Consider the following 24,796-nt stretch of genomic DNA (forward strand, 5'->3'; position numbering starts at 1 on the left):
GCTATGGCGGAACAATTACCATCTTTTGCTTGGCAGCAAGCCATTCTAGATAGTGCTGACTTCACTATTATTTCCACGGATCTGGATGGGATTATTCAGACCATTAATGGTGAGGCCCTTCGCAAACTCGGCTATGAGCCTGAAGAAGTGATTGGCAAGGTTACCCCTGCAATTATCCATGATCCTTATGAAGTAGAACAAAGAGCCCAACAGCTCTCTATAGAATTGGGGTGCCCTATTGAACCAGGCTGCGAAGTCTTTGTCGCCAAGGCTCGCTTGGGCATCGCGGATGAGAATATTTGGACCTATATCTGCAAAGATAAACGTCGTTTTTTGGTGCGTCTATCTGTTACAGCCTTGCATGATGACGCCGAAAATTTGATCGGTTTTTTGGGAATTGGTAAAAATATCTCCAGCCAACCAGAGATTGAAGAATCTTTGTTTGTCAGTGAAGCCCGATTCTCCGCAGCATTCAATTTTGCGGCCATTGGCATGGCGTTAGTCTCCCCTGATGGACAGTGCATTAGGGTCAATGACTCTCTATCAAAGCTGTTGGGTTACGCTCCCATTGAGTTACTTTCCCTGACCTTATCAACGATCGTTCATCCTAACGATCGAGAGATCGAGAGCCGTTAGCGGAAAGGGCTGATCGCTAAAGAGATAGACAACTATCCTCTAGAACTGCGTTGTATCCATAAACAAGGGAGTTATGTTTGGGTATCCCTCACGGTTTCTCGATTAGATGGACCGCAAGATCATTGCACATGCTGCATTGCCCAAATACAAGATATTTCTGAACGCAAACACGCAGTCGCTGATTTACAGCAACTCAACACTAATCTTGAGCGGCTTGTGCTGGAGCGTACGAGTCAATTACAACAAGCGATAGAAACGGCAGAAATTGCTAATCGAGCTAGGAGTCAGTTTCTAGCCAATATGAGTCATGAGTTTCGCACCCCTCTCAACGGGATTATGGGGTTTAGCCAACTCTTGCTGCAAGATAGTCGGATTGCCCCCGATCAGCAATCGAGCCTTAATGTGATTCATCGGAGTGGGGAACACCTGCTCTCTTTAGTCAATGAAGTGATCACCTTGTCCAAAATTGAGGCAGGCATCCTCACCTATGAGATTAAAGATGTGAATCTCCCCCATCTCTGTGAGGGACTACAAGACTTATTTGCCATTCAGGCGACCTCTAAGGATCTTCTGTTTCACATTCACCTGGATTCAGATATTCCCCAATTTGTGAAAACCGATGCCAAAAAACTTCGGCAAATTTTGATCAATCTGATTGGAAATGGTCTCAAGTTTACGGAGCAGGGCCGTGTTGAATGTTTGGTGCACTGGCGACCGTCTACCCCGGAAGCGGTGACCCATGATTTATGTTTCACTATCCAAGATACGGGCCCAGGCATTTCCCCACAGTTGCTGCCTAAACTATTTGATCCTTTTATCCAAGACTCTTTAACCCGTGAGGAGTTTGGCGGTTTGGGGTTAGGGTTATCCATTTGCCAAAGATTTATCAAATTGATGCAGGGAGAAATCACAATAGACAGTGTCGAAGGCCAAGGCACATGTGTCAGTTTTTATATTCAAGTTGAACCCGGCGAGACTCAACAAGCGCCCCAACAATCGCAAACTACGGTTGTGGGTTTAGTAGAAAATCAAACCCCTTATCGGATCCTCGTCGTGGAAGATCATCCTGATAATCGCCAAATCCTCGTCATGATTTTAGAAGCCGTTGGGTTTGAGGTTGCTGAAGCCGAGAATGGTCAGCAAGCTTTAGATCTGAACCAGACGTGGCAGCCTCATTTGATCTGGATGGATCTACAATTGCCCCTCTTAAATGGTCTAGAGGCGACTCAGCTCATTAAGGCTAATAATCCCAATCCACCGGTCATTATTGCTTTAACCGCTCAAGCCCTGGAATCAGATGAGGTAAAGGCCCTGAAAGCCGGATGTGATGACTATGTCCGTAAACCCTATCAAGCAGCCCAAATTTTTGAAAAAATGGCTCAGCATCTGGACATTACTTACTACTATAAAACGCAAAATCACTCTGTTCATTCCCTAGCCCCTGTTCCCCTCACTGCCAAGACCTTAGCTCTAATGTCGCCAGCATGGGTTCAGCAGCTCCATGATGCTGCAATTCGGTTGGATGAAGATAGCCTGGGTCGTTTGCTTCAAGACATTCCCCAACCTCAACAAACGTTGATATCTTCACTGGAGTATTTAATCACCACTTATCAATATGACACCATCATGGAGAAGGCCCAGGCTGCGTTGAGATCCATAACGAACTAGAATCACGGCAAGTTAAAGGGAGGGGTGAGTACCATCAAACTGATGGACCATGCATAGCGATTTTGAGGAACAGCCATAACCGATGCGCCATCTCTGATGGGTTTGCTCACCCCTCGATCAGCCTTAGAAGTCACAGGTCGGAAACAGCTAAAAGATATGCAGATGGTATCAAGATTAAATGGATAGATTTATGAGACAAACTGATTGTCCATGGATGCCATGCAAAAGAGGAGACAGCCGTTGCGGGTAGAAGGCTGATGGATAGTATCGGCGGCAGAAATAATCCGATCACCCCGTTGATACACTTGGTCATCGACCACTAGATCACCAGCCAAAACTAAGATTTCTTCTCCGGCTGCGTGATGATGTTTGGGAAATAGTCCCTCTTGGTCAGACTTCACAAAGAAAGCTAGTTCACGATGGAGGGTGTTGGTTTGGTACACCGCATGCTTAAACTTACCCGGACCCTTTAGATCCTGCCATTCCACTTGGGTGGATAACTCAATGAGTTCATCAATCGGTGTAGACATGAGCTGGTAAAGCTCAGATGCTTTGAGCGTTGTGGCGTCAATGCGCTGGAACAGCCGATCTTTGAGATTGGGTGACATGGGTATGGCTGGAACGCTGTATGGGATCGCAGATACCGCATCTTCAAACCCGGCAATTTCAGGTGCGAGTTCCTCGGCTGAATATTTTGCCACTGGCTGCTGTTCCGCATCATCCAAGGCACCCATTGCCGACAAGGCCGCCCAGTTAGAAAGCTCTTCAGAATTGGATTGTGGGGCTGGGTGATTCATAGCTACATCTTAGCCTGTGGTTGATGGAGATGCTTTATAGAGAGGGGCGAAGCGGATTCGCTGAGATGAGTTGATAAAGAGCCTATACCAGTATTACGTTGTCAATCAGACTTTGGATCTATCTATCGGTATATTTCTGGCGTTTTTGCTCCTTATCGTTGATCGAGAATGCCACGTAATTTACTTAAGCCCAACCGAATTCGGGTTTTGACGGTGCCTAAGGATAGGCCTGTTTGTTTGACAATTTCTGATTGGGATAACCCTTGAAAATAGGCCAGCTCAATGACTTGCTGTTGTTCGGGGGGGATTTGGGCCATAGCGACTTGGACGAGGGCGCGCCGCTCTTGAATCAGGACATGTTCTTCAGGCAAGGCCATTTTGGTGTCAGACTCGATGGGGGCGTTTACCGTGGACGCTTCCACGACCTTGGCCTGTCGCTGTCGTTTGCGGAGACGATCTAAAGTACGACTGCGGGCCTGCATAAATAGCCAGCTATCCACTCGACTGCGGCTGCGATCATATTTAGAGGCGGTGCGCCAGACTTGATCAAAGACATCTAAGACGACTTCTTCGGCTTCTTCGACGGACCCTAGCATTTTGTATGCGATCGCATAAACAATACCCGCATATCGGTCATACAAGGTCGAGAGTGCCCCTTGATTATGTTCAGCCACTTGGTGGATTAAAACCAAGTCCTCACTGGTGTTTTGGACGGTCATCCCCGATTTAAACTCACTTGATTCCAACAAATTTTTCGAGAAACAGATCCAATCACCAACCCCTAGCGTATACCCCTACAGATTGCTGAATAAAAGGATGTTGATGGCGAAGTCTGCCCGAGGGCGGACAAGCTTCTGTTGCCTATTATCAGTCAATTTGCAGCCTTTTCTGGTTGCTGTCAACGCATCTATGTACTCGCAGGAGATAGACATGCTATTGAACCCTCGTCAAAATCAGGCAAAAACCCGCCGTTTCTCGGCTAAATCCTTATTAAAGCTCAGTGGCGTTGTTTTAGGAATGGGCCTGACCTTGGGCAGTTTTGCGCCCGTTACCTTGGCTTCGGATCATGATGATGGTGAAACTAACACTAAAAGCCGCAATCTGAATCTGACTGACTTGTATGTGTTCCGGGAAGGCGATCAAAATCCCAACGCCTCCACCGATGATTTGGTTCTGATTATGAATACCAACCCCCGCTCAGTGGCGCGGCAGCAATACTATTTCAATAACAAGGCCCGCTACGAATTCCATATTGCTCGTACAACCGATAACGACGCTACCCCCACGGGCAAGCCAGACGTGACGCTGCGGTTTGAATTTAGTAAACCCAAGCCCAATCAGACGCAGACCATCAAAATCACCACAATTCGAGATGGCAGTTCCCATGTAGGCAAGGCGGTGACCACCCCCCTAAATAGCAAACCCCACACGGCCCAAGTCCCCATGGGTGATCAGAACTTCTCCGTTTTTGCGGGACTACGAGAAGATCCTTTCTTCTTTGATGTGGAGCAGTTTTTCCGGGTCCGGGCTGGCGCATTAGGCAAAGGTCCTGCGGTGGGCTTCCGGGACCCTGACAAGGCTGTGGACTTTACCACCGGGTATAACGTAAATGCGATCGCAGTTCGTATCCCCATCAAATTCCTTCAAAACAAGTCTGCCAACACCACCTTTGACGTTTGGCAAACCATCTCTGTTCGAGGCAAAGGCGGCAAATATCGGCAGGTGGAACGCTTGGCTCGTCCAGCAGTAAACGAAGGGCTGATTGTTTCCAATGCTTTCCTCAATGCTCTCAATAGTGTCGGTCCTGACTTTGAGGCGGCTGCCCTAGCCGGACAAAAGCCTGCTGCGAAAGTTGCAGGTCCTATCGTCAGTGAAGCCGCTCAAACTCTAAAAGCCATTGGCAACGATGACCAGCGTACTACCACCTTGCTCCAAGCCTTCTTGCCCGACGTGATGCGGATTGATACCACGGATGCCAGTGGTTATGGCAATGCTCTGAATAGTAAAGGCAGTCCTATTCGTGGTCGCTTACTCAAAGACGACGTGATAGATATCACCCTGAGTGTTTTGACCAACGGGGCCATCACCACGGATAACGTTTCCTACGACGGCACCCCTGGCAATCCCTCCCAAGGCCACAGTCCCCTCCAAACCCAGTTTCCTTACCTAGCTCTTCCCAACTAAGTCTTCCTAGAGCCGCTTGCTTTCATCCTTTGCGGATCTCTCGGCCCTCGCTCGCAAGGGATGAAAGTTTTACTTGTCCACCATGAGGTTTTGCAATGATTTTGAATATCTGGAAATGGTCCCGTACCTCCTTTCTCTCAGGAGTTACGTTGACCCTAGTTCTGGGGATGAGCGTTGACCAGCCCGCCCAAGCAGGTGAATCCCATACCCATACCGCCGAGCATTCGGTAACGGATGCCCTTCGTCGCGAGATTGCCTTTTACCAAAATCGGATTCAAGCCAATCCCAAAGATGGATTGGACCGTGCCGCTCTTGCTACCCTTTACCTGCAGCTAGCGACCTCCACTGGTAACACCCACTGGTATCACGAAGCAGAAGAAACAGCGCTTCAGTCTTTGGCTAACTTACCCTTCAATAACCTCGAAGCCCAGCTTGCTCTCGCAAAAGTGGCCCAAGCTGAGCATCAGTTTGCGGAAGCTCTACAGTTCGCCGAGGCAGTCCTGCAGGAAAATCCCAATCATCAGCAAGCCCTCTCAATTATCGTTACCAGCAAGTTGGCCCAAGGACAGCTTCCTCAAGCGCGACAAGTCGCCGATCAACTGGTGGAGCAAGCCCCGACTTTGGTCAGCTATACCCTCCGGGCTTTGGTGCTAGTCGCTCAAGGTCAAGATCAAGCAGCTCTCCAAGATTTTCAACAGGCCTTGGCGTTGGAACAACCTGATCAACCGTCTCAAGCCGCCTGGACCCGCACATTACTAGGTCGCTATCATGCCCATCGAGGTCAACTGCCAGTGGCGAAACAGTACTATCAAGAGGCCTTACATCTGCAACCCCATTCTTCCTTTGCCCAGGTCAAACTAGCAGAACTAGAAACCCGCCAAGGCAATTATGGTGCTGCAAAAACCCTCTACAAGCACTTACTCCAGCATCCAGAAGCTTCTCATGGACAAGACCATGTGGCTCTGCAGGGACTCGCCCAACTGCGAGTTTTAGAAGGGAAATTAGCTGAAGCCAATCAACTCTGGGCCGAAGCAGAACATGAGTTTCGCGATCATCAGGATCTGGATCATTTTGGTCATCGTCGGGATTTGGCGAAGCTACTGTTGGCGAGAGGTCGTCAAGCCGATTTGCAGGAAGCACTGACCCTGATGCAGACGGAAGTCAACATTCGCCGCGATTCTGAGACCTTGAAAACTTTGGCCTGGGCATTGTCGCGGTTGGAACGGTATGGTGAGGCCCGGAGCGTATTGCAAGATGCGATCGCACTCGGCACTCAAGATGCCAGTCTGTTTTATCGAGCCAGTTTAGTAGAAGCGGCCCTAGGCAATCAGCCTCAAGCCGATGTCTATACTCAAAAGGCATTAGCGATAGACCCCAATTTCGATACCCGAGCAAGATCCTTATTGGCTTTGGGAGGATAAGGTGATTTCTAGATCTAGATGAATGGCAATCAAGGTCTGGGAAAGTATGACAATGGAGACAGTGAAAATCTGCTTCAGAAAATAGTCACAACCTATCGACAACAACTACTTTTTATCCAAACGACCTATACGGTTAAATGGGAAAAATCTTTTGGTCGCTTGGCCAATAATTTCACTTCGTTTAACCAGCCCCCAGCATCGACTGTCGAGACTATTAGCCCGGTGATCTCCTAATACCAAATAGTGATCGGGAGGAATCGTTTGAGGTTGGGATAAATAGATGGGGATAGGCGGATCAATGGGCCTGCTTTCTACGTCCATCGTTACATAATTGGAACGACAAGTTTCGGGGCTTGGACTCTCTGTCGTTCCCGACATTGTGTAAGGCTCTTGCAAGGGTTGATTATTAAGCCAGACAACATTCTGTTTAATCTCAACTACATCACCTGGGATGCCAATAATCCGCTTGACAAAAGCATTCTCAAAGCCACCTTGTTTTAATGCCTGAGTGGGTTTAAACAGAATAATATCTCTTCGTTTTGGAGTTTGAAAGAGATAACTCACTTTATCTACAACGATACGATCATTAATCTTTAGAGTTGGCTCCATTCCGCCAGATGAAATATACCGAGCTTCGACAATCAATGAACGAATAGCGAGGGCGAATATGACAGATAGGGCGATCGGGGCAATAATCAGCAGTAGAAATAATTTTAATATGATATTTTTTGCTGCTTTTACGTTGATCTGAGGCAGCTTGATAAGCATGGTTAGCGACAAAGGGTAACACAAACCACAGCCCCAAGAAGACGAACCCCGGAGCATAAATCCAAGTTAGGATTTCAGCCACAATTAGAATTGAGCCTAGAATCCATTTGCCCATATAAAGATGGCCAGCGCCTAATATAAAACGGCTCAGGAAAACGGCAAGCCAAGGATCTTTGAGCGTTTTGCGATGATTTTCAAATGCTGAATCGTTGGTGCGAATTGCAGCTCGATAGGCACTGATCCAACTTCCAAACCCCAATAATAGGAATAGGATTATTGCACCAAAACCGATCAGCCCAGTCTCTTGGGCCGTAATGACTGAGACAAGGGACAGCACAAATAGGGCTAAGTACGTAACAATGATGCCCCACCCTTGTAAGGGTTTGCCAGCATAAAGATGTCCTAATCCCGGTAAAATCATCGACCAATTGACTGCGAGCCAAGGCTCTTTGGAGGATGGCTTACCGCTAGTCTCTGGTTCTTTATCAAGCATGTTCTCCTCCAAATACTGGCTAACTTAGGTCAAAGTATAAGATTCATGGGCATGCTTTCGAATGAAGAAATTGTGCAGTTAGATAAGGGGTATCCGTTATTGAACACCATCTAGGAAGTGAGTCTGCTGGAGCAGATGTTTCTGAGTGGGATGTGAAGTTTGCAGGCAGATTATCAGATTCAATATGCCATTGTTATTCGTAAACGCAAAAATGGGCATCAGTCTGAGGGCAATAGCTGACCATCTTCCATCTGGAGAATACGATCGGCCATATCTAGAATACGGTTGTCGTGAGTGACCAACATGACTGTACAGCCTTCTTCTTGAGCCAGCTTTCGCATAATTTCAACGGCATCTCGACCTGTTTTGCTATCAAGAGCCGCGGTGGGTTCATCGGCGAGGACGAGTTTGGGGTAGCTGACGAGGGCGCGAGCAATGGCGACTCTTTGTTTCTGGCCCCCGGATAGATTGGCCGGATAGTAATTGATATGTTCGCCTAAGCCGACGGATTCGAGGATTGCGATGGTTTCCAACCGGCCTGTGGCCATCGCACGCTCCTTACGTTCCTCCAAGGTCAAATGAGTATGCAGCTTCAAAGACATGCGGACATTTTCTTGGGCCGTCAGACAGTCCAGTAAATTATGGGATTGGAAGATAAAACCAATTTGCTGGCGGAGCTTGACCAGCTTTTTCTTGGGTGCTCCTAGGAGTTCTTGATCCAGGAATTTAAGGCTGCCTTCCTGTTGCGATTCGGTGCATCGGAGCGGCCGTCAACAAGGGAGGCGAAGTTAGTAGTCGTTCGTTGTCACTTGGTGGACTTATTCGTCAGGCTTTGTGAAAGCTGCACTTGTTACTATAGGCATAGTGATTGAGTGGCTACAGCCATGATTTTTGATATCCAAATTGAGCAAGAAGAAGATGGGCGTTGGATTGCAGAGATTCCAAGCCTACCTGGAGTAATGCTCTATGGCCAAACCCCAGAAGAAGCAAAAGCTAAAGTAAAGGCTTTGGCACTCAGGGTGCTTGCTGAACGTATTGAAAGTGGTGAAACTGAGCCTGAATTGGTCAGTGTTACGTTTAACGCTGCATGAGTCAGTGGGGAAGCACTAAATCCAAGAGAGTCTTGGTAGCCCTACTCAAAATTGGCTGGACCGTTAAACGTCAATCTGGTTCTCACCGTATTCTTTCCCGTGACGGCTGGCCAGACTTTGTATTCGCTTTCCATGACGGAGAAGAAATTGGTCCTCGCATGCTGGCACGGATTTCTAAGAAAACTGGACTTGAGCCTCGTGACATTTAATGGGATGTCAAATTTGCAGAAAGACTAGCAGATTCAACACTCAATCATTCTTCGTCAATGCAACAATGGGCATCAGTCAGTCTGTAATAGCTGACCATCTTCCATCTGCAGGATCCGATCTGCCATATCTAGAATACGGTTGTCGTGAGTGACCAACATGACTGTACAGCCTTCTTCTTGAGCCAGCTTTCGCATAATTTCAACGGCATCTCGACCTGTTTTGCTATCAAGGGCAGCAGTGGGTTCATCGGCGAGGACGAGTTTGGGGTAGCTGACGAGGGCGCGAGCAATGGCAACTCTTTGTTTTTGTCCCCCCGATAGACTTGCGGGATGGTAGTTGACATGTTCTCCTAAACCCACGGATTCGAGAATTGCGATCGCACGCCCCTTACGTTCCTCCACCGATAGATGAGTATGCAGCTTCAAAGACATGCGGACATTCTCTTGAGCCGTCAGACAATCCAACAAATTATGGGATTGGAAGATAAAACCAATCTGCTGACGGAGCTTGACCAGCTTTTTTGAGAGTGTTTAGATTTTTGTGTAAGCCGTAACGTATTCAATAGTTGAATCGTGTTGGAAACAGAATAGCAAAATGGGACAGTGCCGCCTTCCAATTCAAAATTGGTCTGGTCCATCTCTTCGAGATATTCCTCATCGCCAGAAACATCAATTTGTAGACAGACTCTTCATTCGGGAAGACAGCTTTGGTCTTAATCACCTTTCGCAGTGAGCGATTGAGCGACTCAATGGCATTAGTGGTGTAGATAACCTTTCGGATGGCCATTGGGTACTTAAACAACGGAGCAATATTATCCCAATGCCGTATCCAGATTTGGCTGATGCCAGGATACGTCTGGTCCCATTTGTTGGCAAACGCATCCAAGGCAGCCTCAGATTCCTCCAAAGTGGCCGCTTGATAAATGGGCTTGAGGTCTGCAGCTACGGCTCGACTTTCCTTCCAAGGCACATGGCGCAAACTATTGCGAATGAGATGAACGATACAAACTTGAACTTGAGTATCGGGATAGACCGATTCAATCGCCTGGGGAAAGCCTTTGAGACCATCACAGCAAGCAATCAAGATATCCTGAGCGCCTCGGTTTTTAAGGTCTGTGAGCACTGAAAGCCAGAATTTTGCTCCCTCCCGCTCGGCAGCCCCTATCCATAATCCCAACAGCTCTTTGTTTCCCTCCACAGTTACCGCTAGCGCGACATAGACGGCTCGCTTGCTGACTTGGCCATTGACTTTGATGTTCACATACAGGGCATCGAGATAGACAATCGGATACACCTCATCCAATGGTCTTGAGCGCCAGTCTTTAACCTCCTCCATGACACTATTGGTGACGTCACTAATCAGACCCTCAGAGATATTGGCCCCATACAGCTCCACCAATTGAGCTCGAATATCACGAGTGGTCATGCCACGAGCATATAAGGCGATGATTTTCTCGTCGAGTCCCGCGATACGTCGCTGGCCTTTGGGCACGAGGACAGGCTCAAACTCACTGCAACGGTCGCGAGGAATCGATAGGTCCATCTCTCCTTGTTCAGTCTGGACGGTCTTTTTCGAGTAACCATTGCGACTGTTTCTAGGGCCATGAGAACGCTCATCGACGGAGGATTGATGCAGGTGATGAGTCAATTCACCTGCCAAGGCTCGTTCCACTAGGCGTTTGCTGAGTTGTTTGAGCAGTCCTGATTCGCCCAGAATATCCTCTGGCTGTGGATTCTCTCCAATGAGTTCATCCAATAGCTCATCAACTCGATTGGGTACTTGTTTCTTTCTAGACATGATGCGGTCTCCTGGTGTGTTTGGATTCTAGACCGCTTACACAAAACTCTGATCAGTCTCGCTTTTTTTTGGGGGCACCCAACAGTTCTTGGCCCAGGAATTTGAGGCTGCCTTCCTGTTGCGATCGCAACGCCCCGATCAGCGTCAAAAGTGTGGTTTTTCCGCTCCCCGACGGTCCCATCAGGATCACAATCTCACCGGGATTTAAATCCAGACTAATATCCTTAAGCACAGGCTTCCGCAACTGCCCTTTGCCAAAGGCATGATTTAGATGGCGAATCGAAACAATCGGGTCCATCGGTTAAAACACATCCGCAGGGTCAGCTTGGCGCAGCTTCTGGGTCGCAATTCCCCCCGCCCCCATACACATGACGATCGTCAAAATAAACACCTGTGCCATCACATCAGGACGCAAGCTCAAGGGGATTTTCGTTAGAGAACTCAACAGGCTATACACCCCAATGGATGCCACGCATCCGGGCACAAAGCCCAACACCGCCAAAATCAATGCTTCCTGCAGAACAACACGCAGCAAAGCATTATCAGCAAACCCTATCGCTTTTAAGGTGGCATACTCGGGCAGATGTTCCAGCACGTCTGAATAGAGCACCTGATACACCACAATTACCCCCACCACAAAGCCCATCATCGCCCCAAAATTAAGGACAATACCACTCGGATCCGCTTCGTAAAAAGCCACTTCCTTCTGGATCAGTTCCTCACGGGTCAACACCTGGATAGACGACGGTAAAGCTTGTTGGAGTTGCGTTTGTACTTGCAATGGGTCAGCCCCTGCATCTAAACCTACTAACCCTAAGCTGATATTGTCTAAACTCTCGGGACCGTTGCGGGCTAAGTAGTTTAAGTCACTCATAATGACGTGACCTTTCGTGAATAGGGTGCTTCCCAACGTAAACAAGCCTGCAATTTGAGTGCGACGGTTCCCCATTACGGTTGTCAGCTGTGGTTTTTGAGTGATTAAAGCTGGAATAGGTCCCAAGCCATCCTGAGACAGCCGGTCGTAGAGAATCGTATCGGGTTCTTTTAACTTGTCCAGTTGCTGATTGATTTCAGGCAGGGTAAAGGCAGGTTGAGCGAGGTTGAAGGCCAGAATCTTGACCCTATCAGGGAAGATGTCTATCTCTTTATTGTCTGACTTGGCTTGGCCTGGGGGAGACAGCAACTCCGGGGGAATAGGATGTTCGGCGGGCAGTTGCTCAGGATTGATCCAGTCTACCCGTCCCATGATGTATAAGGGGTAGGCTGTAGCCACACCTGGAACCGCATTGGCTTGGTAGAGATAAATCTGCGCAAAGGTCTGAAACCCCAACGCCCGAGAGTAGGAAGACATCAAGAACAGATCGCCCTGGAGATTCTCATGAACCAAAGTAATGCCATCAAACAACACTGCCCGAATTCCCAGTTGGGCAAACATCAAAATATTGGCAAAGGCTACCCCCGTCAGGGCGACGGCCAAACGAGCCTTTTTATGGGAAAGCTGTGCCCAAGCCAAGGGGCGTTCAGCCGTTAAATTTCGGAGTTGTCCCCATTTCATCTAGTTGTCTCCTAGAGGTCAATCGTGACTCTGACTTGCATATTTGTAAGGCCAGCGACAATAGGGCTATCGTCCTGATCGATGCGGATGGAAACATTCACGATCCGGGCATTTTCATCCGTGGTTGGATTGTTATTTCCTGTGGACAAGGTGCGAGGGTCAATCTGGAGACCAACATCATCCACAACCCCCTGAATTTCTCCCTTAAATCCACCATATTCACTGAGAATAGTCGCTCGTTGACCTTTATTAATCTTGGTAATATCGGTTTCATACACTTCGGCCAGGACATACATTTGCTCTGTTCGGCCTAAATCAACGATGCCAAGCTGGGTATTCACCTGCTCCCCGACTTTGGTATTGATCCGGAGAATCTGTCCGGGAATTGGGGCTTGAACTTGGGTGTCGTCGTAATCTGCCCGCCGTTGCTCCACTTCAATTAAGGCCCGTTGTAGTTCGGCTTGAGCAATGGTGACATCAATCGGACGGATTTGCTGGAGTTCGGCTAACCGGGCCTTTTCTTCTTGGATTTGTGCTTTTAAAGTGGTGACGGTTTGCTCCAAAGAAGCAATTTGGGCCGCTAGGGTGGCGCGAGTGGTCTCAAATTCTTCGCGAGCGGTGTCTACTTCTGCCCGACTAATGGCCCCCTGTTGATAGAGTTGTCGTCGACGTTGGTAGGTCAGTGCTGCCTCCCGCAAAGAGGCTTGAGCACTGACAATCTCGGCTTCTTTTTGTTTAATCTCGACAGGAAGTTGAGTTTTCAGCCGTATTACAACAGCTTGCTGGGCAGCGATGCCACCGGGTTTGGCATCCCCTTGTTTAGCTTTGATGAGACGTGCTTGTGACAGTTTGACGTTAGCTAGCGCGGCTTTCAAATCCTCTCGCCGCCGATCGGCCCCTTGGAGGGTGGCAATCACTTGATCCTTGCGCACGCGGTCTCCCTCTTTGACCAAAAGCTGATTCACTCGACTGTCTTCAGCATTGGAGACCGATACCTTGATCACGCCAAATTCAGGAATAATCTTGCCCCGAGCCACCACTCGGTTGGATTTAATGGTTTTGGGAGTGGGAGTAGGGGTGGGTTGAGCTTGCAGTAATCCACAGGAACTCATCAAGAATGAGGCTCCTAGGATGACTATCATCTGTTTGCAGTCTCGTCGCTTTGCTCCTGGGACCGTCATGCATACCTCTAAGTCAATGAAGCATCAAGCAACTTGCTTCAATTGTAGACTTACATTCTCAAGTTGTTGTTTCTTTAGTTGATTGAGTATGCCAATAAGAATGCTGGAAAACTCGATGGAAACCTGGTGCTTTGCCTAGAAGAACAGCAGGTTCTTGCAAAATTGGCTAGAAAATTAACTCATATTGACGTTTGCTGCGCCCCAGGGCTGATGAGCTGTCATCTCAATTGGATCATCCTCTTTAATACAGCAAGCAGAATCTTCAGGCTGGCTGTATGCTTTGATATGAGAGGGTTTGGAGTAGGTGGAGTAGTTTAGGAGCAAGGGATAAGCCTTTGCAATAATCCTCAGCACCTCAGAAATAAACTGCTAAAATCTAAACCGAGTGCTCTAACAGGGAATCATAAAATAGTATGCTTGAACTAGTAGGTAATGTTCTTAGTTTAAAGTGTTAATCCCTGTTGATCTTGCCGTAGAAAGATCACTTTTGTTGATGTCCAACTTTTAATATCCTCACTGCCTCAACTTCCCGCTTCTGCTACGGAATGGGTGTCAAATTGCGTTCTCAACTTGAATGACTACCCCCCGCCTCCACCCCGATACGATTGAGCAGGTTCGCCAAGCCACAGACATTGTCGATGTGGTTTCCGAGCATGTCAGCTTGCGTAAGCAGGGGCGCAACATGGTGGGATGCTGTCCCTTTCACGATGAGAAAACCCCCAGCTTTAGCGTCAGCCCGGAAAAACAGTTCTATTACTGCTTTGGCTGTGGGGCTGGGGGCAATGCCATCAAGTTTTTGATGGAGATCGGGCAGCGGTCCTTTGGGGAAGTTGTTCTGGATCTGGCGCAGCGCAGCCAAGTACCGATTCAAACCCTGGCCAAGGATGAAGAGAAAAAGCTGGCCCGCAAGCTGTCCTTGCGTGAGCAGTTGTATGAAATTCTTGCGATCGCAAGTCGGTATTACGAACATTCCCTCCGCCAACCCCCAGGTCTATCTGCCCTCCGCTATACTCGTGACCAGCGTGGGCTAAGCGATGACACCATTCAAACCTTTCAACTGGGCTATGCCCCTGGGGGCTGGAGTACCCTTCATGATGTATTGGTGCAAGAGAAAGGCTTTACCCCTGATTTAGTTCAGCAGGCGGGCTTGATTTTGCCTCGCAAGTCTGGGGGTGGGTTCTATGATCGATTTCGCGATCGCTTAATGATACCGATCCACGATGCCCAAAGTCGGGTGGTGGGATTTGGTAGCCGGACTTTAACGGGGGAAGAACCCAAATACCTCAATTCCCCAGAAACGGAACTCTTTAACAAGGGCAAACTCTTATTTGGCCTTGATAAAGCCCGTCAAACCATTGTTAAAGCCGATCGGGCGGTGGTGGTCGAAGGCTATTTTGACGTGATTGCCCTCCATTCCGTGGGCATCACCAATGCCGTCGCCTCTATGGGAACAGCCCTGAGCTTGGATCAGATGCGGCAGTTGCTGCGCTATACCGAATCCAAGCAGGTCATCCTTAACTTTGATGCGGATGTTGCCGGAGGTAAAGCCGCAGAGCGAGCCATTACCGAAGTGGAAGATCAAGCCTATCGGGGGGAAGTGCAGCTCCGGGTCTTGAATTTGCCCAATGGCAAAGATGCGGATGAATATCTTCAGGAATACACCGCAGAAGACTATCTAGATCTACTCGATACCTCTCCTCTCTGGCTAGATTGGCAAATCCAGCGAGCCCTCAAGGATCGCGATTTGCAGCAAGCCGAGCAGTTCCAGGCGGCAACGGAAGCGATTGCGGCTATTTTGGGCAAGCTGCCCAATGCCACCCTGCGCACCCACTATACCCATCGCTGTGCGGGGCTCCTCAGTCAGGGGGATTCTCGCCTAGCCCTGCAGCTAGAAGAAGCCCTACGGCAGCAGGTTCGCGGCCAGCGCTGGCATGGGCGATCCCAAAAATGGCAGCGGCCTGCAGACTACACCCTGCGGGAAGCAGCTGAAGCCCAGATCCTTCGCATTTATTTGCATCGACCACAGTTTCGGCAAGATATTCACAACGCCATGAAGCAGCGGGATATTGAATTTAGTTTTTCCCACCATCGGTTTCTATGGCGGCAAATCTTAGCCATTGAAGAGGATCAAGCCAAGCTAGAGCCCGTCCATGCTGAATTTGACTCCCCTGCCTTTGATCTGATCGCCGTGGTGCAGGATCTGTGTACCGAGTATTCGCAAGAAATTCAGCAGGTTTACCACCTGATTCAGCTCAACGAAAAAACGGAACTGGATATTCTCCGACCCAACCTCTCGATTCGGGCAGCTGCAGCCAGCTTAGAGCGGATTGCTTGTGAAAAGCGCTGTCGGCATCTGCTACAAATGTGGGAATCGGCGATGAAGTCTGCGAAAAAAGAACTGGGCCAGCGGCAAATCCTCAACACCTATCTGCAACAAATGCTGATGGATGAATCGGAACAGGCCCAGAGTTTACTAGAGGAAGAATCCTTTTGCTTGCAAGAGCTGGATGAAATCAAACGGCTGTACTACCAAGAAAAGCGCTATTTGCAACAGCTGGATCAACAACGCTGTGTAGCTCTAAATGATTTCAGTGAGTTGATGGAAAATCCCCAGCTCAATTTGAACTAAAGGCAAGAGACTTTAGGGACGCTGCAAGCCTGAGATCGAGATTTGCAGCAGAATGTTTGTAAACCTGAAATGAATGACGGTATCGCTGCCGATGACTAAACTCTGGGGCTAGGATTGAGGAGATGCCTACGTAGACTCTTCCTATGGCCACGAAAAAGCAATACAAAAATTTTGCCGAGCTCTTAGCTGGATCAGATAAACCATTACTGGTCGATTTCTATGCAATTTGGTGTGGGCCTTGCCGAATGTTAGTGCCCATCCTGGATCAGGTCAGCGCTCTGTTGAAAGACAAGGTACAGGTGGTCAAAATTGACACAGAGCGTTACCCAGAGCTGGCAACGGAATATCATGTTCACGCTTTGCCGACCCTCGTTTTGTTTAAGGATGGTCAGCCCGTAGAACGGATCGAAGGGGTCTTGCCGCCAGAAGATATTGTCAGTCGAGTACAGCCCTTACTCTAGCCCAGGCTGCGGCAGCAGGGCTTAGAGATCTTTCAGTAACGAGAAAAAGTCGGTGGCTACAGTGTGTTGTTCGAGTTCTTGACTGCCGAGGAGCTTGAGAACAATGTTGACTTGGGCCACCATATCCACCACCCGAGTCAGCATATTATCTTCCCGGAACGCCGGGAGTAAATCCGTTGCTCCTTGTTCTTTGGCCCACCGCAATTCAGAGGGAAGAACTTCAGTTCGCCCCCGACAGGTGAGGACCACCTTCACTGATGGATAGGCCTCATGGCACCAGCGGCAGAACTCATAGGGATTGGGTTCTAGGGTCTCTGCTTCGATGAGCAGAAGATCCGGCAATCGGCTTTCATTGAGCGCATAGTTATCTAGACAGATTCTCAGGTCCTCACTGGTGGTCAGCTTCTCCCAAATGACGGTGACCCCCTGGTAGATAAGCAGCTCTTGCCAGAGTTTGCCTTGGGTGGCAGAGGGCTGGATCATTAAGACGAGCTTTTGATGGATATGGGGTTGAAACGGCTCCAAACATGAGGCCAGCTGAAACTCCATACCCAGTTGGCCTAACTTCACCTGATCGCCATGCTGTAAGCAGGTGGGATGGAGAACCCGTTGTTCATTGATAAAGGAGCCATTCAAGCTGCCCAGGTCTGACAAGTAATACTCTTGCAGAGGGGTCGTGAAAATCAGGGCATGTTGGCGCGACAGGGTGACATCGTCAAAGGCGATAGAACAAGCTTTTTCTCGTCCCAGGGTCCATAAAGACTGCCCCACTAGGGTCCGGTAATATCCTTGGGGGGGATAGGGTGAAAACCGTGCCATCGAGACGGATGGAGTCCAAAAGCCACCCTCTGTTAGGGCTTGATGGGAAAGACAGGAATTGGCAGGAATAAACAGTTGGGGCTTGGGAGCTGATGACACGATGGTAAAGCACTTATTTCAATAGAAGATTACATATCTGGAACACAGTAATACTAAGAATTTTTAATTGCCCTGAGTTTAACAACAGTCAGTTTTTTTTGCGGGTGAGAATTAATTATGCCATGCTCCATTTTGATCGGGTAGTGCAACGTAGAATTGTCAAAAAAAATCACCTCCCTAGGGAAGGTGAAGAGATCAGTGATTGTTTTAGGAATGGATCCCTAAAAAGAAAAGCTGTGGAGATTAGCTGAGGGCCGCATGGGAGCGATCATAGCTCCTGCGGAAACTAGGATGGACTTTGCCTTGAATATGATTCCAGTATTGAGCCGCATCCGCACCTAACCCGACTTCAGCTGCAGAGCGACTGAGCAAGGCTTGTTGGCGATTTTTGATCCAGCGGTGGTGGGATGTCATCAAGGACCGAGCCATATTTTTGGACGGTCAAGACAGCAGGCGCAGATACAGGTGTAGTAGGTGCTGGGGTATAGGTGGGGGGTCACTTCTGACTCTGGGGTGCCTGTTTCATAGGCGACGCCTCGGTAAACCAAGTTAAGACTGGGTTGCATTACCGGGGTTTTGTGAGCATTTCTAAAGCGCCACTCCAATCCTCGATACTGACCGACTTCTTCACTAGAAGTCATATCCACTTCAGGGGGGATTGTATTCGTAGCTAACACCGCGATAGGTAAGATTCATGATTCGCCTCCGATCATAATGATGGGTATAGATTTGAGGCGCGTTCCTTCGAGCGAAGGCTCTACTTCCGTCCCTTGATTACTAAGAACAGGGTTAAAAAACGATTTAAGGGATGAACGATTTAATTTCTGTATCAACCATAACATTTTTAAGTAGAATTTGGGCCATTTCACAAAAGTAATCATTAGAATTACTTATTGAAAGTGCCGTTTAGAATGAATATATCCGTATCGTTCTTCCCCAGGTGATAATCTAAAGAGTCGTTTTCTGCTGCTCTCCTTCATGTCTTCTCCTGCAATTCCAGTAGACAAAATCCGATATGACGCTCAAGGGCTAGTGCCGGCCATCGTTCAAGACTATTTAGATGGCACGGTGTTGATGATGGCCTGGATGAATCCCGAGTCTTTGCAGAAAACCATGGATACGGGGCGGACTTGGTTTTGGAGTCGGTCCAGACAGGAATTATGGCCGAAGGGCGAAACTTCAGGCCATGTGCAGGAGGTGAAGTCCCTGCGGTATGACTGCGATAGTGATGCCCTCTTGGTCGGGGTGGAACAAATTGGCGATATTGCCTGCCATATGGGTGAGCGCAGCTGTTTCCATCAGGTGGAGGGCCAGGTTTCTGCCCCGCCTGCTGATACTTTGTCCCAGGTGTTTGATGTGATTTGCGATCGCAAACACAATCCCTCCCCCGACTCCTACACCTGCCAGCTATTTGCTGCGGGTGATAACAAGATTCTCAAGAAAATTGGCGAAGAATCCGCAGAAGTGGTGATGGCCTGTAAGGACGACAATGCTGACGAAATCGCCGGAGAAGTGGCCGATCTGATTTACCACAGCCTAGTGGCATTGGCTCATCATGATGTAGATATCAAAGACGTCTATCGCAAACTCCAAGAGCGGCGACGCTAGGCATGAAGCGCGAAGTTTGGATCGTCTCTGCCATTGCCTTAGTCAACTCCCTTAGTTTTACCGTTCTGCTGCCGACCCTATATCCCTACGGTCGGCAGTTTGGATTGAATGATTTTGAGACCAGCTTCCTATTCTCGATTTTTTCCATTGCCCAATTTTTGGCGACCCCCGTCATTGGACAGCTTTCGGACCGTTGGGGCCGACGGCCCCTATTAATTGTCAGTTTGGCAGGGACCATGCTGGCTAATTTGATGGCGGGTATGGCAACAGTGGCTTGGGTATTATTCTTAGCCCGATTTCTAGATGGGATTACCGGGGGCAATAACTCCGTGATTCAAGCCGTGATTGCGGATGTGACCGAGCCTGCGAATCGGGCTCGCGGTTTTAGTCTGTTTGGGGCTGCCTTTGGCGTTGGCTTTGTCCTCGGTCCCATTATTAGTTTGGGAGCCCAAGAGATTTCCCTCGGGGCTAGTTTTTTGGTGTCGGCTTTGATCGCCGGGATCGCCCTAGGGGTGACCTACTTTTTCTTACCGGAAACCTTAGAAGAGCGGCCACCGCAACCCCATCGGTTGGAGTTGGGGTTGGCCAAATTAATCACAGGCTTGACGATTCCCAAAGTGGGCATTCTTTTGTTTATTAACTTTTTGATCGGCACGACCTTTACGATTTTCACCTACGCGTTTCAGCCTTACTTTATCAATGTGCTTGACCAAAATCCCCAGTCTTTGGCCCTGATGTTTATCGTTTACGGGGTACTCGGGGTATTGATGCAAACTTTCGGAGTGCCCCGCCTGACGAAACGATTTAACTTGCTGTTGATCTTATTTTTGGCATTGCTGATTCGCAGTTTGGCCTTTCTGGCAATGCCCATCTGGCCCAATCTGATCTATTTTGTCTCCATCACCATTTTCTTTTCGGTCTTTAATTCCCTAGTTCAACCCATTATTAATACCCTCATTTCTCTCAATGCCAATCCTCAGCAGCAAGGTATGGTGATGGGCTTGAATTCGTCTTATCTCAGCATTTCTAATGGTATTGGCCCCGTGATTGCGGGTGTACTGATTCGCCAGTCCAACTTGGCGAGCTATGGCTATCCTCTGTATTTGGCAGGCGGGTGCACCTTATTGGTGTTACTGGTGGCAGTGCAGACCCGCACAAAATATGCCCCCAGTTGAGTTGGGGGCATTCTGTTTGCTGAAATTAATCCTTGGACGTTAGCCGGGATGGAAGATAAAGCCGACCTTATCTTCTTTGCCGAGGGAAATGCGATCGCCTGCCCGTAACCGATAGCGATCGCCTGGACGTAACGGCTGATTATTCACATAGGTGCCGTTCGCACTGCCCGTGTCTTCGATGTAGTAGCCATCTGGTTCAACCCGGATATCAGCATGGACTCGGGACACCACATCACTATCGGGAAAGCCAGACACATCAATATCGGGGGGAATCCGATCATTGGGCTTACCAATATGCACCAAGTTGAGATTGGTGGGTAAATCCAGATTCGAGTTAGACCGCTCATGCAACAGTCGTGCCACGGGTAATTGCAGTTGGGTAGCACCAACGGGCATGGGCTTGGGCTGTTCGGGAATCGGCGTTGTGGTCGGTTGCGGCGCGGCGGAAATGATGGGTTCTGGAGGAGCAGGAGGAGCTTCTGGTGCAGGAGGGGTAAACGCTATGGGCGGAGCCACAGGCGGCATGGGCGGAGCCGCAGGCGGCATCGGGGGTTGTGAAGCTTCAGGGGGCATGGGCGGAGCCGGTGCTTCGAAATCTAATTCTGGCGGTGTCGGCAGAGAAGAGGGAGGAATCACATTTTCCGTGGGCTGCTCGCTCATTTCGACGGCTAGGGGAGGGGGGAAGACTGCCCGGAGGAGTCACTTCCGTGGGGGGCATATCCCAAGTCCACATCGGGAAATTCTGTCATTTCGACTTGGTCAGGCGGTGTCATTGCTGGGGGGATCGGGCAAGGGCACCACGACGTCGGTGGCGGGAATTGCGGATGGAGTCTCAAAGCTGACTACATCGGTGGCGGGAATTCCTGCACCTGCATTGACTTGAGTCGGAGCAGTGGCCATGTCTAGACCGGGGACTTCAACACCTGGCTCCAGTGAGGTTCCACATTGAGAGCAAAAAACGGCGTCTTCTGGCACCTGAGCGTGGCAACTGGGGCAAGAAGACATTTTGGGTAGCTCCACATAGCAAGCTTCACAAGTAATGGCCCCTTCTGGGTTAGCGTGGCCGCAGTTGGTGCAGGTAATCATAGATCTCCAAACTTTGTCATCACTTCATCCAAGATACACTGCACAACCCAGCCTTAGCATGTCATTGATCACAGTCCTACCGGCTGGGGTGGATTCTGGGGTTTGAGCCCAAACTCCCTGCCTACCAAAACTCGGTAAAATTGGCGACAACGCAAAACGAACTGGCTGTTTTAACCCAAGGGAATTCGGGTGGTTTCAGAAGTTCAGAATAATTTAAACCCTGCTCAGGATGATTGCTTGCATGTCCATCGCGACGTTGATTCTACCCCTACAAGATCCGGTCTATGCCTTTAGCGTGCTGCTGGTGATTTTGCTCCTAGCCCCGCTGATCGCCAAGCCCTTAAAGCTGCCTGCTTTGGTGGTGCTGATCCTTTTAGGGTGTTTGTTGGGAAGTAATGGCCTCGGCATTATTGCCCGAGATGCTCAGCTGATCTTTTTAGAAAAGGTCGGTCTCCTCTACATTATGTTGCTGGCGGGTCTGCAAATGGATCTGAGCGACTTACAGCGTTTGGGAATGCGAGCGCTTATTTTTGGGTTGCTCACCTTTGGCCTGCCCTTCGCTGTGGGAATCGTGTCCGGTCAGGTGATGATCAGTATGGGAATCATCGCGGTTGCTGGGTCGAGTGGGTTGGCCGCTGCGCTACTGGGGATCTTGTATTCGCCTCACACTTTGTTGGCCTATCCGAGTATGACCCGTTTGGGGTTAGCCCAGCGAGAATCCATTGGGGTCGCGGTGGGAGGCACAGTGCTAACGGCAATGCTCACTTTAGTGGGCTTTGCATTGATTCAGGCGATGGCCGAGGGGCAGATTGGGTTGGCGTTATGGCTGAAATTATTGGGGGGCTTACCGTTGTTGGCGACTCTCTGTTTTTGGGGCGTTCCGCAACTGGGGCGCTGGTTTTTTAATCCCACAGCAGAGGTTCCCCTGGGGCTACAGTTTATTTTTGTGGTGGCGACGCTATTTGTGATTGCCTCTGCTACTCAGGGGTTAGGGGTGGATTCGATTGTCGGGGCCTTTATTGCCGGTTTGGCCCTAAATCGTTCGATTCCCATCGAGAGTGATCTGATGAACCGGATTGATTTCGTCGGCAATAGTCTTTTTATTCCGGCGTTTATGGTGTCGGTGGGGGTATTGGCTAATCCAAAAGTATTTGTTTCAGCACCCGGCAGTTTAGGCATTGCTGGGGTCATTATTGGGGGAGCAGTCGCGTCTAAATGGATATCGGCCTGGCTGATCGGTCGCTGGTTTGACTATGAACCGATGGAAGTATGGACCCTCTTTAGCTTGACGATTCCCCGGGCAGCCTTAGTGTTGGTGATTACGTTATTTGGCAAAGAAGCGGGGTTAGTGGATGACAATATCTTTAATGCAGTGATTGCCTATATTGTCGTCACTTGCCTATTAGGACCGATTTTGTCGGAATGGGCTGGGCAAAAATTGGCCACTCAACTCGAAGGCTAACGGGAGTTCTTGCTTACAATTAAGGCGGACCTCTCTTGGGCTGATTAGCAATTCTATGGCTGAACCTAACCGCCAATCCTGGGATGCAGGCCGCTTCCTGCAAACTCTGTCCTACTTTGAAGAAATTCCTGTTCTCAACTGGTTTCAAAAAATGATGCCTGGATTTACGCCCCCTGCCCCACCTCCTGTTCAAGCCAACCTCATTTTTGACTTTAGCCAAGCCAATGATATTAGCCAGCTCTGGGGAGCGGTGGATGATGTGGTTATGGGAGGGGTGAGCAATAGTGGTTTGCGGCAAGAGTCAGGAGTTGCTCTGTTTACGGGGAATGTCTCGACGGCTAATTCCGGTGGGTTTGCCTCGGTACGCACGCGCAATTTTGATCCGTCCCTAAACCTATCGGCCCATCAAGGTATTGAGCTACAGGTGAAAGGGGACGGCCAACGCTACAAGTTTTTGCTGCGCGATCAGGATCGATGGGATAGTATTGCCTACTCCCACTCTTTTGATACGGTGGCTCAACAATGGATTACGGTTCGTATTCCCTTTAACCAACTCACCCCTGTGTTTCGGGCCAAGACGGTGAATGATGCGCCTTTGATTGAGTCTCAACAAATTCGAGCCATGCAAATGATGTTGAGTAAGTTTGAATATGATGGGGCTTTGAATCCTCGGTTTAGTCCAGGTGAGTTTCAACTGATGATTAAAACGATTGGTGTGTATTGAGTGGGTTGTGCTCATTCACCAGCCGGTTGAGCAACAAGTATTATGACAACCATATTGGCAGTTTCTGGGAGTTTGCGATCGCAATCTTCAAACACGCGCCTAGTCCAGGCCATCGTTGGCTTAGCGCCCCCAGGTGTCAAGGTCGAAATTTATAACGGTATTGCTCAATTGCCCCACTTCAATCCTGAGTTGGAAGGCAAGCCAGATCTTGTAGCCGTGGAGCAATGGCGGACTCAGTTACAAGCCGCGGATGGTGTCCTGTTTTGCACGCCCGAATATGCCCATGGTGTGCCGGGGACCTTGAAAAATGCTCTAGATTGGATTGTGTCTTCAGGCGAATTTATGCATAAACCCACCGCCGTCATCAGTGCTTCTCCATCCCCAGATGGCGGGGATAAAGCCAATGCATCATTGGTACAAACTTTGCGGGTGATGATGGCGAATATCCAAGAGGAAGCGATTCTCTGCATTCCAGCCATATCGGCAAAGATCACGACTTGGCAAACTTCTTTATTTTTATAGAGGGATAATTAGGTCTAGGCTGGCATTATTACCTCCACAACTTGCTCGACAGATTGGCCTTGTTCAAAGAGTGATTGACAAAACTGTACGAGCGGATGCAAAACCTCACGAGTCAATCCGTAGAGCTTCTGGCCAATGCTTGGCGTTTTACTTGCAAAGCTAAATTTTTCAGATGTTCCCCCCAGCGACAGGCGCATCCTGGAGCAACGACTGCGCCAGACAACTTAAAGCGATGTGGCGTTTGACCGCATCCTCGTTGCGTAGCTGAGCCGATTCCAGGCCACAGATGCCTTTGGTAAACTCATGAAAAACTTCACAGGGCCAGCGATAGCTCCAGGTGATGGCAATGCGCGAGACATCCCAGTGCAGCGCGTCAGTCACTAAAAAGCGAGGGGTATCATTCAAATCCT

The 24,796-nt window shown here is 49.2% G+C and carries 27 protein-coding genes, 4 pseudogenes and 1 riboswitch; of the genes and pseudogenes, 14 read left to right on the forward strand and 17 right to left on the reverse strand.

Annotated features, from left to right (window positions below; all coding sequences use genetic code 11):
- Positions 1-3: 3 nt before the first annotated feature.
- The 3 genes and pseudogenes from HRE53_RS10920 to HRE53_RS10930 all read left to right on the forward strand — a co-directional run bounded on the left by HRE53_RS10920 (position 4) and on the right by HRE53_RS10930 (position 2,304).
- On the forward strand, positions 4-636 hold the full coding sequence (locus tag HRE53_RS10920) for a PAS domain S-box protein (RefSeq protein WP_235110442.1): 633 nt from the start codon (positions 4-6) through the stop codon (positions 634-636).
- Between the two features lie 45 nt (positions 637-681).
- A pseudogene (locus HRE53_RS34335) lies at positions 682-804 on the forward strand (PAS domain S-box protein); the annotation flags it as partial.
- A gap of 48 nt (positions 805-852) precedes the next feature.
- Complete coding sequence (locus tag HRE53_RS10930) at positions 853-2,304, forward strand: ATP-binding protein (RefSeq protein WP_235110444.1); 1,452 nt, start codon at positions 853-855, stop codon at positions 2,302-2,304.
- 2 nt (positions 2,305-2,306) lie between these two features.
- On the opposite strand, the gene HRE53_RS34340 is transcribed toward HRE53_RS10930, so the two are convergent.
- From HRE53_RS34340 to HRE53_RS10940, 3 genes are all read right to left on the reverse strand, one after another.
- Complete coding sequence (locus HRE53_RS34340; RefSeq protein ID WP_255801378.1) at positions 2,307-2,438, reverse strand: hypothetical protein; 132 nt, start codon at positions 2,436-2,438, stop codon at positions 2,307-2,309.
- 54 nt (positions 2,439-2,492) lie between these two features.
- Positions 2,493-3,101, reverse strand: coding sequence for a cupin domain-containing protein (locus HRE53_RS10935; RefSeq protein WP_235110445.1), 609 nt, complete (start codon positions 3,099-3,101; stop codon positions 2,493-2,495).
- Positions 3,102-3,253: 152 nt separating this feature from the next.
- A complete protein-coding gene (locus HRE53_RS10940; protein ID WP_235110446.1) occupies positions 3,254-3,820 on the reverse strand; it encodes a sigma-70 family RNA polymerase sigma factor in 567 nt (188 codons plus the stop codon).
- A gap of 211 nt (positions 3,821-4,031) precedes the next feature.
- Between HRE53_RS10940 and HRE53_RS10945 the strand changes: the two genes are divergently transcribed.
- Positions 4,032-5,285, forward strand: a complete 1,254-nt coding sequence (locus HRE53_RS10945; RefSeq protein ID WP_235110447.1) for a DUF4331 domain-containing protein — start codon at positions 4,032-4,034, stop codon at positions 5,283-5,285.
- Between the two features lie 95 nt (positions 5,286-5,380).
- On the forward strand, positions 5,381-6,706 hold the full coding sequence (locus HRE53_RS10950) for a tetratricopeptide repeat protein (protein WP_235110448.1): 1,326 nt from the start codon (positions 5,381-5,383) through the stop codon (positions 6,704-6,706).
- A 105-nt stretch (positions 6,707-6,811) separates the two neighbouring features.
- Here the strand turns inward: HRE53_RS10950 and lepB are convergent, their stop codons facing one another.
- The 3 genes and pseudogenes from lepB to HRE53_RS10965 form a co-directional block, all read right to left on the reverse strand.
- Positions 6,812-7,351 (reverse strand): signal peptidase I, encoded by a 540-nt coding sequence (lepB, locus tag HRE53_RS10955; RefSeq protein WP_235110449.1) that lies wholly within the window; start codon positions 7,349-7,351, stop codon positions 6,812-6,814.
- Positions 7,293-7,967 (reverse strand): hypothetical protein, encoded by a 675-nt coding sequence (locus HRE53_RS10960; protein ID WP_235110450.1) that lies wholly within the window; start codon positions 7,965-7,967, stop codon positions 7,293-7,295. Before HRE53_RS10960 ends, lepB begins: the two co-directional genes overlap by 59 nt.
- Before the next feature lie 218 nt (positions 7,968-8,185).
- A pseudogene (locus tag HRE53_RS10965) lies at positions 8,186-8,716 on the reverse strand (ATP-binding cassette domain-containing protein); the annotation flags it as partial.
- 135 nt (positions 8,717-8,851) lie between these two features.
- Here HRE53_RS10965 and HRE53_RS10970 point away from each other — a divergent pair.
- Both HRE53_RS10970 and HRE53_RS10975 read left to right on the forward strand, forming a co-directional pair.
- Positions 8,852-9,058, forward strand: a complete 207-nt coding sequence (locus HRE53_RS10970) for a type II toxin-antitoxin system HicB family antitoxin (RefSeq protein ID WP_235110451.1) — start codon at positions 8,852-8,854, stop codon at positions 9,056-9,058.
- A complete protein-coding gene (locus HRE53_RS10975; RefSeq protein ID WP_235110453.1) occupies positions 9,055-9,267 on the forward strand; it encodes a type II toxin-antitoxin system HicA family toxin in 213 nt (70 codons plus the stop codon). The genes HRE53_RS10970 and HRE53_RS10975 overlap by 4 nt, the downstream gene beginning before the upstream one ends.
- A 72-nt stretch (positions 9,268-9,339) precedes the next feature.
- Here HRE53_RS10975 and HRE53_RS10980 read toward each other — a convergent pair.
- The 5 genes and pseudogenes from HRE53_RS10980 to HRE53_RS11000 all read right to left on the reverse strand — a co-directional run.
- Positions 9,340-9,789: pseudogene (locus tag HRE53_RS10980) on the reverse strand (ATP-binding cassette domain-containing protein); the annotation flags it as partial.
- Between the two features lie 37 nt (positions 9,790-9,826).
- Positions 9,827-11,065 carry an IS256 family transposase gene (locus HRE53_RS10985; protein WP_235106803.1) on the reverse strand — a complete coding sequence of 413 codons (1,239 nt, stop codon included), beginning with the start codon at positions 11,063-11,065 and terminating at the stop codon, positions 9,827-9,829.
- 61 nt (positions 11,066-11,126) lie between these two features.
- Positions 11,127-11,363: pseudogene (locus tag HRE53_RS10990) on the reverse strand (ATP-binding cassette domain-containing protein); the annotation flags it as partial.
- Between the two features lie 3 nt (positions 11,364-11,366).
- Complete coding sequence (locus tag HRE53_RS10995) at positions 11,367-12,620, reverse strand: FtsX-like permease family protein (protein WP_235110454.1); 1,254 nt, start codon at positions 12,618-12,620, stop codon at positions 11,367-11,369.
- A gap of 11 nt (positions 12,621-12,631) precedes the next feature.
- Positions 12,632-13,762, reverse strand: a complete 1,131-nt coding sequence (locus tag HRE53_RS11000; RefSeq protein ID WP_235110457.1) for an HlyD family efflux transporter periplasmic adaptor subunit — start codon at positions 13,760-13,762, stop codon at positions 12,632-12,634.
- Between the two features lie 613 nt (positions 13,763-14,375).
- Here HRE53_RS11000 and dnaG point away from each other — a divergent pair.
- Complete coding sequence (dnaG, locus tag HRE53_RS11005; RefSeq protein ID WP_235110458.1) at positions 14,376-16,430, forward strand: DNA primase; 2,055 nt, start codon at positions 14,376-14,378, stop codon at positions 16,428-16,430.
- 143 nt (positions 16,431-16,573) lie between these two features.
- Complete coding sequence (gene trxA, locus HRE53_RS11010; protein WP_235110459.1) at positions 16,574-16,891, forward strand: thioredoxin; 318 nt, start codon at positions 16,574-16,576, stop codon at positions 16,889-16,891.
- 21 nt (positions 16,892-16,912) lie between these two features.
- Here trxA and HRE53_RS11015 read toward each other — a convergent pair whose 3' ends face one another.
- From HRE53_RS11015 to HRE53_RS11025, 3 genes are all read right to left on the reverse strand, one after another.
- Positions 16,913-17,809 (reverse strand): FHA domain-containing protein, encoded by an 897-nt coding sequence (locus tag HRE53_RS11015; protein ID WP_235110460.1) that lies wholly within the window; start codon positions 17,807-17,809, stop codon positions 16,913-16,915.
- Positions 17,810-18,052: 243 nt separating this feature from the next.
- Positions 18,053-18,238, reverse strand: a complete 186-nt coding sequence (locus HRE53_RS11020) for a hypothetical protein (protein WP_235110461.1) — start codon at positions 18,236-18,238, stop codon at positions 18,053-18,055.
- Positions 18,223-18,450 carry a DUF4278 domain-containing protein gene (locus HRE53_RS11025; RefSeq protein ID WP_235110462.1) on the reverse strand — a complete coding sequence of 76 codons (228 nt, stop codon included), beginning with the start codon at positions 18,448-18,450 and terminating at the stop codon, positions 18,223-18,225. Before HRE53_RS11025 ends, HRE53_RS11020 begins: the two co-directional genes overlap by 16 nt.
- 92 nt (positions 18,451-18,542) lie before the next feature.
- A riboswitch (Glutamine riboswitch) is annotated at positions 18,543-18,626 on the reverse strand.
- A gap of 161 nt (positions 18,627-18,787) precedes the next feature.
- Between HRE53_RS11025 and hisIE the strand changes: the two genes are divergently transcribed.
- Both hisIE and HRE53_RS11035 read left to right on the forward strand, forming a co-directional pair.
- On the forward strand, positions 18,788-19,417 hold the full coding sequence (gene hisIE / locus HRE53_RS11030) for a bifunctional phosphoribosyl-AMP cyclohydrolase/phosphoribosyl-ATP diphosphatase HisIE (protein ID WP_212663477.1): 630 nt from the start codon (positions 18,788-18,790) through the stop codon (positions 19,415-19,417).
- A 2-nt stretch (positions 19,418-19,419) separates the two neighbouring features.
- Positions 19,420-20,592: an MFS transporter gene (locus HRE53_RS11035; RefSeq protein WP_235110463.1), complete on the forward strand. Its 1,173-nt coding sequence runs from the start codon at positions 19,420-19,422 to the stop codon at positions 20,590-20,592.
- Positions 20,593-20,631: 39 nt separating this feature from the next.
- On the opposite strand, the gene HRE53_RS34790 is transcribed toward HRE53_RS11035, so the two are convergent.
- A complete protein-coding gene (locus HRE53_RS34790; protein ID WP_304518425.1) occupies positions 20,632-21,252 on the reverse strand; it encodes an FHA domain-containing protein in 621 nt (206 codons plus the stop codon).
- Between the two features lie 99 nt (positions 21,253-21,351).
- Positions 21,352-21,678 (reverse strand): zinc ribbon domain-containing protein, encoded by a 327-nt coding sequence (locus HRE53_RS11045; protein WP_235110464.1) that lies wholly within the window; start codon positions 21,676-21,678, stop codon positions 21,352-21,354.
- Between the two features lie 241 nt (positions 21,679-21,919).
- Between HRE53_RS11045 and HRE53_RS11050 the strand changes: the two genes are divergently transcribed.
- Genes HRE53_RS11050 through HRE53_RS11060 form a run of 3 tightly spaced genes read left to right on the forward strand, consistent with a single transcriptional unit; the run spans position 21,920 to position 24,386 of the window.
- Complete coding sequence (locus HRE53_RS11050; RefSeq protein WP_235110465.1) at positions 21,920-23,140, forward strand: cation:proton antiporter; 1,221 nt, start codon at positions 21,920-21,922, stop codon at positions 23,138-23,140.
- A 55-nt stretch (positions 23,141-23,195) separates the two neighbouring features.
- Positions 23,196-23,864 carry a CIA30 family protein gene (locus HRE53_RS11055; protein WP_235110467.1) on the forward strand — a complete coding sequence of 223 codons (669 nt, stop codon included), beginning with the start codon at positions 23,196-23,198 and terminating at the stop codon, positions 23,862-23,864.
- Between the two features lie 42 nt (positions 23,865-23,906).
- Positions 23,907-24,386, forward strand: coding sequence for an NADPH-dependent FMN reductase (locus HRE53_RS11060; RefSeq protein ID WP_235110469.1), 480 nt, complete (start codon positions 23,907-23,909; stop codon positions 24,384-24,386).
- A 168-nt stretch (positions 24,387-24,554) separates the two neighbouring features.
- Here the strand turns inward: HRE53_RS11060 and HRE53_RS11065 are convergent, their stop codons facing one another.
- Positions 24,555-24,791, reverse strand: a complete 237-nt coding sequence (locus HRE53_RS11065) for a hypothetical protein (protein ID WP_235110471.1) — start codon at positions 24,789-24,791, stop codon at positions 24,555-24,557.
- Between the last annotated feature and the right edge of the window lie 5 nt (positions 24,792-24,796).

The organism is Acaryochloris sp. 'Moss Beach', assembly GCF_021497025.1.
Classification (GTDB): Bacteria; Cyanobacteriota; Cyanobacteriia; order Thermosynechococcales; family Thermosynechococcaceae; genus Acaryochloris; species Acaryochloris marina_A.